Origin of the sequence: Streptomyces sp. NPDC003023, from assembly GCF_042888225.1 — a bacterium.
Taxonomy (GTDB): domain Bacteria; phylum Actinomycetota; class Actinomycetes; order Streptomycetales; family Streptomycetaceae; genus Streptomyces.
The window spans coordinates 55,143-69,561 of record NZ_JBIAPL010000009.1 but is presented as its reverse complement, the minus strand read 5'-3'; the positions used below and the strand labels follow the sequence as shown (position 1 = coordinate 69,561).

At 64.8% G+C, this 14,419-nt stretch carries 8 protein-coding genes, 1 tRNA gene and 3 pseudogenes; 9 read left to right on the top strand and 3 right to left on the bottom strand.

Annotation, left to right across the window (positions count from 1 at the left end; genetic code table 11):
• The first annotated feature begins 7 nt into the window (after positions 1 to 7).
• Positions 8 to 2,533 carry an ATP-binding protein gene (locus ACFYV1_RS26375; RefSeq protein WP_389398068.1) on the top strand — a complete coding sequence of 842 codons (2,526 nt, stop codon included), beginning with the start codon at positions 8 to 10 and terminating at the stop codon, positions 2,531 to 2,533.
• Positions 2,520 to 4,481 carry a hypothetical protein gene (locus ACFYV1_RS26370; RefSeq protein WP_389398067.1) on the top strand — a complete coding sequence of 654 codons (1,962 nt, stop codon included), beginning with the start codon at positions 2,520 to 2,522 and terminating at the stop codon, positions 4,479 to 4,481. The genes ACFYV1_RS26375 and ACFYV1_RS26370 overlap by 14 nt, the downstream gene beginning before the upstream one ends.
• 396 nt (positions 4,482 to 4,877) lie before the next feature.
• On the opposite strand, the pseudogene ACFYV1_RS26365 reads toward ACFYV1_RS26370, so the two are convergent.
• Positions 4,878 to 5,671 (bottom strand): annotated as a pseudogene (locus ACFYV1_RS26365) (DUF1152 domain-containing protein); the annotation flags it as partial.
• Here ACFYV1_RS26365 and ACFYV1_RS26360 point away from each other — a divergent pair.
• Positions 5,666 to 6,855: pseudogene (locus ACFYV1_RS26360) on the top strand (tyrosine-type recombinase/integrase); the annotation flags it as partial. The pseudogenes ACFYV1_RS26365 and ACFYV1_RS26360 sit on opposite strands and share 6 nt — an antisense overlap.
• 70 nt (positions 6,856 to 6,925) lie before the next feature.
• A pseudogene (locus tag ACFYV1_RS26355) lies at positions 6,926 to 7,218 on the top strand (transposase family protein); the annotation flags it as partial.
• An 81-nt stretch (positions 7,219 to 7,299) separates the two neighbouring features.
• On the opposite strand, the gene ACFYV1_RS26350 reads toward ACFYV1_RS26355, so the two are convergent.
• Positions 7,300 to 7,845, bottom strand: coding sequence for a hypothetical protein (locus ACFYV1_RS26350; protein ID WP_389398066.1), 546 nt, complete (start codon positions 7,843 to 7,845; stop codon positions 7,300 to 7,302).
• Positions 7,846 to 8,406: 561 nt separating this feature from the next.
• Positions 8,407 to 8,478 (bottom strand) — tRNA-Arg (locus tag ACFYV1_RS26345).
• Positions 8,479 to 8,669: 191 nt separating this feature from the next.
• Between ACFYV1_RS26345 and ACFYV1_RS26340 the strand changes: the two genes are divergently transcribed.
• From ACFYV1_RS26340 to thrC, 5 genes are all read left to right on the top strand, one after another.
• Complete coding sequence (locus ACFYV1_RS26340) at positions 8,670 to 9,161, top strand: response regulator (RefSeq protein ID WP_389398065.1); 492 nt, start codon at positions 8,670 to 8,672, stop codon at positions 9,159 to 9,161.
• Between the two features lie 79 nt (positions 9,162 to 9,240).
• Positions 9,241 to 10,299: an ArgS-related anticodon-binding protein NrtL gene (gene nrtL / locus ACFYV1_RS26335; RefSeq protein WP_389398064.1), complete on the top strand. Its 1,059-nt coding sequence runs from the start codon at positions 9,241 to 9,243 to the stop codon at positions 10,297 to 10,299.
• 19 nt (positions 10,300 to 10,318) lie between these two features.
• Positions 10,319 to 11,710: a diaminopimelate decarboxylase gene (lysA, locus tag ACFYV1_RS26330; protein ID WP_389398063.1), complete on the top strand. Its 1,392-nt coding sequence runs from the start codon at positions 10,319 to 10,321 to the stop codon at positions 11,708 to 11,710.
• A 100-nt stretch (positions 11,711 to 11,810) separates the two neighbouring features.
• The gene (locus ACFYV1_RS26325; protein WP_389398235.1) at positions 11,811 to 13,100 is read left to right on the top strand and encodes a homoserine dehydrogenase; all 1,290 of its coding nucleotides are present in this window, start codon (positions 11,811 to 11,813) and stop codon (positions 13,098 to 13,100) included.
• Between the two features lie 7 nt (positions 13,101 to 13,107).
• On the top strand, positions 13,108 to 14,178 hold the full coding sequence (thrC, locus tag ACFYV1_RS26320) for a threonine synthase (RefSeq protein ID WP_389398062.1): 1,071 nt from the start codon (positions 13,108 to 13,110) through the stop codon (positions 14,176 to 14,178).
• Positions 14,179 to 14,419: the final 241 nt, after the last annotated feature.

Genomic DNA, 14,419 nt, shown 5'->3' with positions numbered 1-14,419 from the left:
GCCACGAATGTCTGAAGCGCATGGGCCCGAGGTTTTTCACCTAGAAGTCCACCCCTCGGTTGTCTTCAAACTAGGTGAAGACCTCATCACTGACTCAATGCAAGCCCTTATTGAGCTCGTGAAGAATTCGTATGACGCAGATGGCACCTGGGCAGAAATCACAATTGACACAGGCCTCTCTGCTACAGGTAAGCAAGACGATCCTTCGATCAAGCTGAGCGATAATGGCTCCGGCATGACGGTCGAGGACATCAGGCGGGGTTGGCTCACGATCAGCAATTCGGTCAAACGAGAGATGAAGGCTCGCGGGATCGCTACTGATCGCGGTAGGACACCGCTCGGGGACAAAGGACTGGGCCGCCTTGGTGCTCAGAGGTTGGGCGATATCGTCACTATCGTCACCCGTCCTAAGGGCGGGAACGTAGAGTATGAGTTGACTATTGACTGGCGTGAATTCCAGAGTAAGTCTTCACTCAGCGAAGTCGATCTAACTCTCTTGTCACGGCCGACCAACAAGCACCATGGTACGACTCTGACTATTACTGAGCTTCGTGAACCAGAACAATGGCGCAGCGCAGCGATGAGCAGCACTGGCGAGGGCGCATCCACCCTCCAGAAAGACCTCTCGGTCATGATCTCGCCGTATGGTGATGAGAGGGGTTTGAAGATTCTTTTGAAGGTCGATGGGGACCGCATCGACCTCTACGAGCTACCCAAGCGGGTCCGTCGGGCAGCGGAGCTTCGTTATCTCCTGGACTTTGCCGATGGCACTCTAGACATTGTTGGTGAAGCGGCCCTGAGTTATTGGGCACCTCAAGATCGAGCGAAACCAGATGATAGGGCAGCGTTCGAAGCCCTGCTGCACAGTGATTCAGGCAATGCGTTTATGGATTGGCTGCACCAAAATCGGGCCAGGCAGATGGAAGCCTTTGAGTGTCGCCGGGCTGACTCTCCGTACCTGTTGCGAGCTCACCGGTCAATCCGATTGGCAGATCTCGACAATGTGGCGCTCCATCGGGCGGATGTAACCGGGTCTGACGGTGTTCCTGCCGACCCAGGAAAATTCAACGGTGAAGTTGATTACGTAACTCTGGGGCAGGGGCAACCTGACGCTTTCGGTTCTCGCAGCGAGTTTCGAACGTATTTGAAGAGTTTGGCCGGCCTCCGCGTATACCGTGATGGCTTTGGCGTTCGGATGGATGAAGACTGGGTTGGACTGCGGAAATCTCAGACAAGCGGGTCTTCCTTTTACGCCCTCCGACCTGAGAACACCCTGGGCTTCATCGATATCTCCGCTCGCGATAACGGTCAATTGATCGAGACAACGGACCGCGAGGGTTTTGCTGACACACCCCACTATCGAAACTTTATGGCTCTTTTGCAGGCCTGGCGCTCTTTTACGGAGCAGTTCCAGACCTTCATTCGCCGTTCCTATAATGAGTATCGCCAGGAAACGGGTATCTCCGCGGCCGGGCTCGATCCGGAAGCCAGCACTGAAGTACTTATCCAGCATGTAGAGAACACGCACAAGCGCACTATTGTAACTGCGAAGCAACAAATTAGAAGCATTCGGAAGGACGCAGACGAGGCTTCCAAAGGCCATGAGCGGGTGGCGAGAGAGCTCGATGCAAGCCAGCGATCACTCTTCGCTGGTTCTGTAGACCCTGCGATCGAAAAAGAACTAACAAATCTGCGCGCTCGTGAAAAGCGAACTGAAGAGTCAGTCGACGAGATCGAGGCAATCGTCGACTCACTGGACTCAGAGCAAGCGGTACTGGATGTACTAAAAAGCCAGTCGGAGCAAATCCGGTCTCAACTGGCGCAAACCTGGGAAACAGTATCTCTAGGTCTCACTGCTGAGGCAGTTTCCCACGAGGTTGCTCATGTAGCAGAGGGTATCTCCGTCAGAAGTACGCAACTTCGTAAGCATCTCGCCAACGCTGAAATCGCGGATAGGCGAATCCTCAACTACGTGCAGTATATTCAGTCGGCTGCAAGCGCCTTGAAGCGCCAACTGGGCCACCTGAATCCCTCTCTACGCTACATGCGTGAGCGTCGCGAGCGCCTCTCAGTGTCCAGCTTCTGTGAGGAAATGGTTGGCTATCATCGTGAGCGATTGAGTAAAGGGCCAATCTCTATCGTCGTTTCAGTCGAACGCGACTTCGATGTCGAGGTGAACCGAGGGAAACTCACTCAGGTAATTGATAACCTCGTATTGAATAGCGAGTATTGGCTACTTCAAGACCATCGGATGAACCTGCAAGAGGCACCCGAGATCGCTATCAGGGTGAACTCGCCTGTGGTGACAGTTAGCGATAATGGTCGTGGAGTCGATAGAAGCGTTGAAGCGACACTCTTCGAACCGTTTATTTCGTTCAAGAAACGGGGCGAGGGTAGAGGTCTTGGGCTCTATGTCGTAACGCAGTTGCTCGATTCTGAGGGGTGCGCAATCGAGCTAGCGTCCGAGCGCAACGCAAACGGACGTCTGTTTAAATTCCGTTTGGATCTAGGGGGGATGCGTGTTGAAGCGTGACGGGAACACAATGGAAGCTGCGGCGATTAGTGCTGACGTCAACGCCCCGGCAATCCCTGCACAGCCGGGCCCTACGGTTGTTGTGCCCTTCGACGCCAAAGCGGCTTCGCAGGAGCTGCTGAACCTCGCGCGAGTCGACCGGATTATCTGCGTTGATGACTGGTACGCCGAGCGTGAAGACGATGGTGAAGACGTCTTCGCTGCCCTTGCCGATGGCCTGTTCCCGATGGCGGAATTAGAGAAGATCGCTAAGACCATTCCCTCCTTGGAAGTCGATGGGGACTCCTCTACGCCACCGGAACTAGTCGCCGACGAGGTCAGAAAGGTATGGGGGAGCCTAAATGAGGTCGAGCGTGAGCAGATCCGTTCCGCGGTCGACGGAGGTTTCGGTTCTGACCCTCTAGAACCTTCGCCAGAAGAGGACGAGCCGGCCGCAGCGAACTTGCGGGAGTTGCTTGCAGACTCGCGCGAGTTCGTCACGATTTCTCTGTCCCGCTGGCGCGAACAGCGCAGTGCTCTGCTGGTCGACGGTAAGAGCACGTTGATCCTCTTCGACCGCGATTTCAGCAGAGAAGGGGCGTCAGAAACCGCCGGCGAGCAAGAAATCGCGGTCCTCTTGCATGATGCGCCGGAGAGTTGGCGTATCGGTCTTCTGACTCACACAGTTGCCGATGCTGATGCAGAAATCGAAGTATGGAAGGATCTTGCAAAGAAGTTCGATGCGGATTCTTCCCGATTTCTGGTCATCGCCAAAGGGCACCTGTCAGTTAGCCAGGCAGGCTTTCCGCGAATGCTGAAACTTACTCTGCTCGCGCCAGCGTTGGAACGCATGCAACAGAGCCTTGCTGATGCGGTGAAGGGCACATGGGGTGAGGCTATAACAAAGGTTGGGAACATCGACCCGTACACCCTGGAAGCCGCTCTGAACGGGGACAGGCTGACAGACGGGACGTGGGGCCCTGAAACGTTGCTCAGGATTGCTACCGCCTTCACCCAGGACTCGGTGCGTGCCAAACTGCGGGCCGATGAAGATGTGCACAATTCGAGCCGCATAGTGACGAAGCTGAGTCGGGTTGCATTGCCTAATTCTCCTGATCCTGACCGAGTCAGGAGAGAGCTCGCCGAGATTGAGCGGTTGGAATATTTCGAATCGCCGCAACACTTGACACAGTTGCATTTTCCGCTCGAAGTGGGGGATGTTTTCTGCTTCCAGAAATTCATTGAGCAACCCCATTCTTTCGAAGTGCCTCCGCCTAAGGGTGGGAAGGCTCGGACTGCGGAGGAAAGTGACTCTGTGGCTCTAGAGCCGAGGCAGGCGGGCGCCGAAAATTACATGATCCTGCTGGCGCAGCCGTGTGATTTGGCGATTCGACACAACGGCAAGAGAAATAATGATCTCGAATTTGTCAGGCTTGCGCCGTTGAAGCGACCCGTCGATGGGCGCATCATTGCCCAGCCTGGTGGAGGTGTCGCGACGTCATTCGACCTCCCATTCTTCTTTTCAGAATCAGGCGGCGGTGTGGAAGTCAAGCTCAGCCAGCAGCAGTATGTGCCCCTGACGGCGCTTGATATGTGCGTTCTTAGCGATCAAGGCGCTGGCTGGTTGTCCTCCGACCAGGTAATGCCCGATCATGTGTTGCCAAATTGGCAGGAGCGTTTTAATATCTTGCGTTCCTGGGTTGTAAAGAAGGTGGCGGCGTACAAGGCTATGCAGCCTCACCGGATTGCAGGTAAAGGGGCCGACCAGATTACCGCCGCTCTGACTGGCACTGTGGCTTCGCCAGCGCTACAGGCGCTCATCTCGATTGAGACCTCAACCGTGTTCTATGGTGTGAAAAGAGTTGGGCGCCTTCGAGAGCCTTATCGGTCGGCCCTGCTGTCTAGGATGTCGCAACGTGATTCCCGTGACGCATTCGACCCGAGTCTTATTGATAAGGGTAATGCGTAGACTCGCTCGCTAGGTGGCGCTGGCGTCAGACAGGAGCGAGGTCGGCGGAGCGGGTTTGGCCGGTGGCCTGCCCGGTCTGGGGTCGAGCATGATCAGGGGGCCGTACGCTGGCCAGCAACTCGGGCAGGCTTTGAGCCTGACCGCAATGAGCACGAGTGGCCCCCTGGTCTTGCTCGACGCGGGACCCTGACTGGGGAGGTGGCTAAAGCCGTGGAGCCGACCGCCCCAGCCGCGATGTGCCCTTCTCTGTCATCAGGCTGCTGATCGTCGTGGGCGCGGCCCGGGCGCCGGCCGGGTTGGAGCGGGGCGGAGACAGGAGCGCAAGCCCGGCCGGGGGCCGGGCCTGCGCGCGGGGAGCGGAGCGAGCCGCCTTGAACCCGTAAGGAAAGATGTTACTCAGGCCTCGGAAGAGATACGCCAGAGTGGGGATGCGTACTGGTCCGGGCGGCTGTTGATCAGGAGAGCTCTCAGGTCCTCGCGCTGCTTGCCGTTGAGCCCAAGGGCCTCCGTGATCCGACGGAACGTCGTATGGCTGACTCCGCGGGAGCGGGCTTCGGCCTCGAACTGGTTGAGTCGCTGGAGCGTGGCTTCGGGATCGAGCTCTTGCACCGGCTGGCTCCCGAGCCAACTGGCCTTGTTGCGCTCGTAATCGATCTCCGAGTATCCGCAGATCTCGCGGCTGTGCCCCTCAGCCTCGTCCAGAGTTTCCGTCGACAGAGGGGCTCGTGCGAGCTCGTTCCGTTGGAGGGCGTCGTCCAGGTCCGCTTCGTGGACGGTGGGCCCTTCGTCGGTGAGGGGCACTGGCAGGCCGGCGTCCCTGACTTCGCATAGGCCCCGGATGCCTCGGGCGGTCGCCGCGAGCATCGCCGTTGCTTCGGACGGGTGCCACTCCAGTACGGAGCTGACCGGATGGACGTGCTCGGCTGTGAGCGTCAGGACTGATGCACCCAGGCGGTCGCGCAGATCCTCGGCCGGGACTTCACCGTCCAGGCCAGGTCCGGCGACCAGGAGCCGGACTGGAGCGTTGAGTTGGCAGCATGCGGCGAGGGGGTGAGGACATCAGCCAGCGGGCTGCGGAGCGTTGGCTCGTCGCCCTTGGCGAGGATGTCTCCGCCGACGTCCAGGAGGTCGATGGATTCGGGGGCCAGGTGCTGGACGAGCTCCTCGAGTTGCCGCGTGATGCCCTCGGCCTCCCGGCCTCGATGGAAGAGAAGAAGTCGGCCGTGTCGTGGTACGCCTTCGCTCTCAGGTACCTCGCCATGAAGTGGCCCCATGCCGCCCCCAATACGCGAGACGGCATCAACGAATCCCTCACCAAGCGTGACGCTGGAACTCCTCGAGGAGCGTGCAGGGCGGCCGTCCGACGATGCAATCCGCAAAGCACTGCGCAACTGGGCCTTCGTGCTACCGGGGCCTGACGATCGGCAGGTGCCGGACGACGTGCGGAACGTTCTCCACTAGGTGTCCAAGGCGTCCCGACCGCTCGCCGATCTCGCTGAACCCGCCATGGCTCGCGCGGTCCTCGACTCACTGAAACTCAAGCTCGACGGCACGGCAGCAGCGGCGGAGACCGTGAGGCGTAAGCGCCGGACGCTCGTCAACGCCGCGAATTACGCCGTCGACCTGGGGGGAGCTGCGCGAGAACCCGATCACGGCTGTCCGCTGGCAGAAACCGAAGGTGTCCAACCAGGTTGACCCACGGGTTGTCGCCAACCCGGAGCAGGCTCGCAATCTACTGGCGGCCGTCTCCTACGTGGGCGGTTACCGACGCGCTCGTGGTCGTCGCCTCGTGGGTCTTTTCGCCGCCATGTACTTCGGTGGCCTCCGGCCGGCTGAAGCGGTCGGCCTCGTCGAGACGGACCTGATCCTTCCGGAGCCGGGCTGGGGCTCGGCGCTGCTCCACCGGACCCGTCCGTCGGTCGGCAAGCAGTGGACCGACTCGGGGGAGACTCACGACGACCGCGGGCTGAAGAACCGTCCGACCGAGGACGTCAGGCGGGTGCCTATCCCGCCCCACCTCGTCGCCATGCTCCGTGAATACCTGGCCACCTTCGGCACGGCTGATGACGGGCGGCTGTTCTTCAGTGAGAAGGGTTCGGTTGTCCCGTCTTCGACGTACTACCGCGCGTGGCAGGAGGCCCGGCTCCTCGCGCTTCCGCCGGCCGTCGCGGCCTCGCCGCTCGCGAGTCAGCCGTATGACCTTCGGTACTCGGCTCTGTCGACGTGGCTCAACGCGGGTGTCGACCTGACCGAGGTGGCCGAACGCGCTGGCAACAGCGTCGAGGTCCTGCTGACCCGCTACGCGAAGTGCCTGGATGGGCGGCAGGACGTCGCCGACCGGCGTATCGAGGATCTGCTTCGCGAGTACGAGTGAGGCGTCCTGCACCAACACGGAGGCCCTGGGCATCTTTCCCGGGGCCTCCCGCGTTTTGAGCCTTACCTGCGGCGATGCTCACGACTGCAAGGCATGGGAGCTTTCCGGCGCTAAGGACGCCGTGGGCAGGACCACGGTCATCGCGGACGGTGGCTACCGCGGTACCGGCCTGGTCAGTCCACATCGACGCGAACGCGGCAGACCGAACTACCTGCCTGGAAAGAGGATCACACCACCTTCCACTGCAGGGTCCGCGCACGCGTCAAGCAAGCCTTCGCCCGCATGAAGAGCTGGAAGAGCCTCCGCGATTGCCGCCTCAAAGGCGACGACGTCCACCACGTCGTGCTCGGCATCGCTCGCCTGACAACCTCACCCTCACCGGGTCAACGAGTAGCGAGTTAGGTCATCCAGCACGTCAAAGATCATTTACGAGGCAACGCTTAGCTATCGGTGAATGCGTGGCAGAGGATGGCGAACGCGGTCCCATCGGCGGGGCGCAGGTAGCGCCCAGGCCTCGTCGGTCCGGCGCACTTTGGTGGCCAGACGCCGTTCAAAATGCCGTGCCCTGATGGCGTCTTGCGGAGCCCGGATCAGTCGATGCGTATCGAAAATCTTGACCCAGTTCTGGCCGTCCGCGTCCTGGAATCGCGCTGCTAGAGCCCCTGAAGCTGAACCATCATGGCGGTATACCCGAAACTCGCCGGCATGCATGGGGCCATCGCCCGCGTACTCGGCATTCCCAAAGGAGTACTCCCACTGATCGCCGTTGAACAAGCCGACGTACAGGAACGCGCGCTCGGACACGTTGGTTACGCGAATGGTGCGGGAGCCATCGCCCTCCCAATGGACGTTGAAGACTAGCTTGCGCGCCTCGGCTCTCTCCTCCTTCCGCCGGTCGCGCAGCAGAATGTAGAAGCCAAGCAACAACGATCCACCCGTCAGGAACGCGCTCGCCCAAGTGGGGACGGTGCCCCAGTCCATCGCTGCCATGCCGGAGTTCTCACCTCGCAGCGAGGGGTGAAACCGAACTTGAGGTAGCTCTGAGCTCCGCTGAGCCCGAGAGCCCAGTGCCAGCCGCACACCGCGCTCGGTACCTTCCTGACCTTTGGACTGCCGTGCACGGCACCGCTACCGGACGAGTGCCAGTACCCGCACTCCGGCCAGGCGATTCAAGGGGCCAGGGCCGTCCACGTTCCAGACGAACGGCAAGTTCGCCAGATGGTTCGAGCCCTGCGTCTGCTACGACCTGGGGGCTACCCCCTGTGCGACACCTGCCTCGCCAATCACCAGGAGCTGTTCGTCGTAGTTCGGGCGCAGGCCGTCGGCCACGTGCCGGCAGCCCGGCATGGCCGGAAGCGGGTACCGAGGGGACCAGTGCGCAGTCCACTGCTGGTGCGTTGCCACCTGCAACGATGTTCCAAGATCCCGTCCACGCCTCGTTTACAGGCTTCGACATACGGCCGCTTCGGGCCGCACACGTCTGCACATACGCGAAGACCCCGTCCTCAGCGTTCTCGCTGGTGGCGGGGTCTTTGGGCACCTACTTCGAGGTGCCCCCGGCAGGATTCGAACCTGCGCACACGGCTCCGGAGGCCGTTGCTCTATCCCCTGAGCTACGGGGGCGTGCGCCGCGCTGCTGCGTGGCGACGGGTAGAACCCTACCAGCTCCCGAAGGGTGTCCGTGAACAGGTATTTCGGGTCCTGGAGCGAGCCGCGAGAGGCGGTTGGGGGCTGGTGGGGCGGGTGTGAACGATCATGCGTGCTGCGCCCCGTGGTGCCTCACCGTGCCCCTGCTTCGCCCGCACGGGTCGGAAGTGGGGAAAACCCGGACGCAGCCGGGCCGGCGGACCTACTCTCGAGTTGTGTCCGGCGCGTCCGGCCGAGTGCTCGTTGTCGATGACAACCGGGTGATTCGGCAGCTGATCAGGGTCAACCTCGAGCTGGAGGGCTTCGAGGTCGTGACCGCGGCCGATGGTGCCGAGTGTCTGGATGTCGTGCACCAGGTGCAGCCCGACGTCGTCACGCTCGACGTCGTCATGCCGCGCCTCGACGGTCTGCGGACCGCCGCGCTGCTGCGGGACGACCCGCGGACGAGTGGCATTCCGCTGGCGATCATCAGCGCCTGCACCCAGTACGAGGTGGACAGCGGCGTCGCCGCCGGGGTGGACGCGTTTCTCGCCAAGCCCTTCGAGCCGACCGAGCTGGTTCGGATCGTGCGGCAGTTGATGCGCCTGAAGCCGGGGGAGGGCCCGCCGTCAGTAGACGGCCGGCATGGAGCCGGGCGGGCAGGGAGCGCGCGGGGCTGACCGTCTCGTCGTCGGCATCGTTGCCCGCATGGCGAAACCGGTTCGCGAAGTGCCCCCCTTCCTCCCATACGCTTGTCCCGTGACCCCCGCCGAGCTCTCCCGTACCGTCCGGCACGCCGTGTGCCGTGCCGTGGAGGACGGTGCGCTGCGGGTCGACTCGCCCGACGGCATCGGCAGCGTGAAGATCGAGCGGCCGCGGCCCGGAGGGCGCGGGGACTACGCCACCGGGATCGCGCTGCGGCTGGCCCGGCAGGCCGGGCGGCCCGCCGCCGACGTGGCCGCGGAGCTGGGGCGGCGCATCGCCGCGGCCCCCGGGATCGCAGCCGTCGACGTCACCGGCCCCGGCTTCCTCAACATCACCCTGGCACCGGAGAACCAGCAGCAGCTCGTGCGAGCGGTTCTGGACCAGGGCACGAACCATGGGTGGATCGAGCCGGCCGGGCAGAGCGCGCGGCTGACCTGCCGCGCCGACGTGCGCGCGGCCGTCACGGCCGACACGCTTCGCCGGATCCTGTTGTCGCAGGGCATCGCCGCAGCCGCTGTCTGCGAAGGCGTAGCCGACCCGCTCTGGGCGGACCTCGGAGTGCGGCTCGATGCGGAAGAGGCGCGCGGCCGGCCGGAGCGGGCCGACGTCATGCCCGTCCCGGCGGAAGAGGACGCCGCGACCCTGCTCCGCCGCCTCGGCGTCGACGCCGCCCGCTGGGCGCTGCTTGCCGCAGCCGCGCACGACAGGCCGAAGACCGACGAGCGGACGCTGCTGGTGCAGCACGAGCGCAATCCGCTGTTCCGCGTGCGGTACGCGCACTCCCGCGCCCGCGCCCTCACCCGCAATGCCGCCGCGCTCGGGTTCACCGCAAGCCCGGAAGAGTACGTCGACGCCCCCGCCCTCGCCGCCGCCGTCGGCGACCGTCCCGCCGTCCTCGCCGACGCCGCGCGGCTGCGCGCGCCCGACCGGCTGGCCCGCCATCTGGAAGTCACCGCCGACGCTCTCCTCTCCTTCCAGCACACCGTGCTGCCCGTCGGGGACGAGAAACCCACGGCCGCCCACCGTTCCCGGCTCGCTCTTGCCGAAGCCGCCGGGACGGTGCTCGCCGGTGGCCTGTCCCTGCTCGGCATCAGCGCACCCGAACACCTGTGAGATGTGAGAGAGCAGACCGATGAGCCGATCCGCACACCCTGCCGGTCCCCGTCACGCCGACGTGCTTCCCGAGGGTCACTACAGCGCCCCGCCCACCGACCTCAACGCCCTGGACTCCAAGGTGTGGGCCGCGACCGTCAGTCGCGGCACGGACGGTGTCGTCACCGTCGGCGGGATCGAAGTGACCAGGCTGGCCGAGGAGTTCGGCACCCCCGCCTACTTCCTCGACGAGACCGACTTCCGCGCCCGCTGCCGCGCCTGGGCCGAGGCCTTCGGGAAGGACGCGGACGTCTTCTACGCGGGCAAGGCGTTCCTCTCCCGCGCGATCGTCCGCTGGCTGGCGGAGGAGGGGCTCAACCTCGACGTCTGCTCTGGCGGCGAGCTGGCCACCGCGCTCGACGCCGGGATGCCCGCGGAGCGCATCGCCTTCCACGGCAACAACAAGTCCGAGCGGGAGATCCGCCGCGCGGTCGAGACGGGCGTCGGGCGGATCGTGCTCGACTCGTTCCAGGAGATCGTCCGCGTCGCGCACATCGCGCGGGAGCTGGGCAAGCGGCAGAAGGTCCAGATCCGCGTCACCGTCGGCGTCGAAGCGCACACCCACGAGTTCATCGCGACCGCCCACGAGGACCAGAAGTTCGGCATCGCCCTCGCCGGCGGCCAGGCCGCGGAGGCCGTGCGCCGGGCGCTGCAGCTCGACAGCCTGGAGCTCATCGGAATCCACTCCCACATCGGCTCGCAGATCTTCGACATGGCCGGCTTCGAGGTCTCCGCCCGCCGTGTCGTGCAACTGCTGGCCGAGGTCAGGGACGAGCACGGCATCGAGCTGCCGGAGATCGACCTGGGCGGCGGCCTCGGCATCGCGTACACGTCGGACGACGACCCGCGCGAGCCGCACGAGATCGCCAAGGCGCTCACCGAGATCGTCACCCGTGAGTGCGAGGCGGCGAAGCTGCGCACTCCCCGTATCTCCGTCGAGCCCGGTCGCGCCATCGTGGGGCCCACCGCCTTCACCCTCTACGAGGTCGGCACGGTCAAGCCGCTCGAGGGACTGCGGACGTACGTGAGCGTCGACGGCGGCATGTCGGACAACATCCGCACCGCGCTGTACGACGCCGAGTACAGCGTCGTCCTCGTCTCCCGCACCTCCGAGGCCGCTCCCATGCTGAGCCGTGTCGTCGGCAAGCACTGTGAGAGTGGCGACATCGTGGTCAAGGACGCGTTCCTGCCGGCCGACCTCGCGCCCGGCGATCTGATCGCCGTGCCGGCCACCGGCGCGTACTGCCGTTCCATGGCCAGCAACTACAACCACGCACTTCGCCCGCCTGTCGTCGCCGTCGCGGACGGTGCGGCGCGGGTGATCGTCCGGCGTGAGACGGAGGAAGATCTCCTGCGTCTCGACGTCGGATAGCTGAGATAGATGTCTCGTATGCCGGACGAGGTACAGAAACTCTCGTCCGGTAAGTGAGACTGGTCCCCATCGTAGAAGTAATGAGAAGCGAGGTCGGATGATGCGTACGCGTCCGCTGAAGGTGGCGCTGCTGGGCTGTGGAGTGGTCGGCTCAGAGGTGGCGCGCATCATGACGACGCACGCCGACGACCTCGCCGCGCGTATCGGCGCCCCGGTGGAGCTCGCCGGGGTGGCCGTCCGCCGCCCCTCCAAGGTGCGCGAGGGCATCGACCCGGCGCTCATCACCACGGACGCGACCGCGCTCGTGAAACGCGGGGACATCGACGTCGTCGTCGAGGTCATCGGCGGAATCGAGCCGGCCAGGACCCTCATCACCACCGCGTTCGAGCACGGCGCGTCCGTCGTCTCCGCCAACAAGGCGCTGCTCGCGGAGGACGGGGCGACCCTCTACGCCGCGGCGCAGCAGCACGGTCGCGACCTGTACTTCGAGGCGGCTGTCGCCGGTGCGATCCCGCTGATCAGGCCGCTGCGCGAGTCCCTCGCGGGTGACAAGGTCAACCGCGTGCTGGGCATCGTCAACGGCACGACGAACTTCATCCTCGACAAGATGGAGCGGTCCGGCGCCGGCTACTCGGAGGCCTTGGACGAGGCCACGGCCCTCGGATACGCGGAGGCCGACCCGACCGCCGATGTCGAGGGCTTCGACGCCGCCGCCAAGGCCGCCATCCTCGCCGGGATCGCCTTCCACACCCGCGTACGGCTCGACGACGTCTACCGCGAGGGCCTCACCGAGGTCACCTCCGCCGACATGGCCTCCGCCAAGCGCATGGGCTGCACCGTCAAGCTGCTCGCCATCTGCGAGCGTGCGGCGGACGGGCAGTCGGTGACCGCCCGCGTGCACCCGGCGATGATCCCGCTCAGCCACCCGCTCGCCTCCGTCCGTGAGGCGTACAACGCGGTCTTCGTCGAGGCGGAGGCCGCCGGACAGCTGATGTTCTACGGCCCCGGCGCCGGCGGCTCGCCGACCGCGTCGGCCGTCCTCGGCGACCTCGTCGCCGTGTGCCGCAACAAGCTCGCCGAGGCGACGGGGCCCGGGGAGTCCGCGTACACCCAGCTGCCGGTGAGCCCCATGGGCGACGTGGTGACGCGGTACCACATCAGTCTCGACGTTGCCGACAAGCCGGGCGTCCTCGCCCAGGTCGCGACGGTCTTCGCCGAACACGGGGTGTCGATCGACACCGTCCGTCAGCAGGGAAAGGACGGCGAGGCGTCCCTCGTCGTCGTCACCCACCGCGCGCCCGACGCCGCCCTCTCCGGGACCGTCGAGGCGCTGCGCAAGCTCGACACCGTGCGCGGTGTCGCCAGCATCATGCGTGTTGAAGGGGAGTAAGGGACCCATGACCACCAACGGCACCCACCAGTGGCGCGGCATCATCGAGGAGTACCGGGACCGTCTTCCGGTCACGGACACGACGCCGGTCGTCACGCTCCGCGAGGGTGGCACGCCGCTCGTCCCGGCGCAGGTCCTCTCCGAGCGCACGGGCTGCGAGGTGCACCTCAAGGTCGAGGGCGCCAACCCCACCGGGTCCTTCAAGGACCGCGGAATGACCATGGCGATCACCAAGGCCAAGGAGGAGGGCGCGCAGGCCGTCATCTGCGCCTCCACCGGTAACACGTCCGCCTCCGCCGCCGCGTACGCGGTGCGCGCCGGGATGGTCTGCGCGGTCCTCGTGCCGCAGGGCAAGATCGCGCTCGGCAAGATGGGCCAGGCGCTGGTCTACGGCTCGAAGATCCTTCAGGTCGACGGCAACTTCGACGACTGCCTCAGCCTGGCCCGCGGCCTCTCGGAGAACTACCCGGTGGCGCTGGTCAATTCGGTCAACCCGTACCGGATCGAGGGCCAGAAGACCGCGTCGTTCGAGATCGTCGACGCGCTCGGTGACGCCCCCGACATCCATGTGCTGCCCGTCGGCAACGCCGGCAACATCACGGCGTACTGGAAGGGGTACAAGGAGTACGCGGCGGACTCCGTGTCCTCCCGCACCCCCCGTATGTGGGGCTTCCAGGCGTCCGGTTCCGCGCCGATCGTGCGGGGCGAGATCGTCAAGGACCCGTCGACGATCGCGACCGCGATCCGGATCGGCAACCCCGCCTCCTGGACGCAGGCGCTGGCCGCGCGCGAGGAGTCCGGCGGCTTCATCGACGAGGTGACGGACCGTGAGATCCTGCGTGCCTACCGGCTGTTGGCGTCCCAGGAGGGTGTCTTCGTCGAGCCGGCGTCGGCCGCTTCGGTCGCCGGTCTGCTGAAGGCCGCCGAGCAGGGCAAGGTCGACCGGGGCCAGAAGATCGTGTGCACGGTCACGGGCAACGGCCTCAAGGACCCCGACTGGGCGGTCGCCGGAGCGCCCCAGCCGGTCACCGTCCCGGTCGACGCGGTCGCGGCCGCGGAGCGCCTCGGCCTGGCGTGACGTTTCCGCACGCCTGGGGCGTGAGGCCTGGGAGGGCTTCGGCGTGAGGCCCGGGAGGGCCTGCGCATGAGGTCTCGGAGCGCTTCGGCGTCAAGCCCGGCACGCTTCGGCACGAAGCCCCGGCACGCTTAGGCACGAAGCCCGGGAGCGCTTCGGCCCGCAAGCCGGACTCTCCCAGGCGTGACGTTTCTGCCCGTCCGGTCGGCTACTGGAAAGTACGGCAACCCGGACAACGCCACAC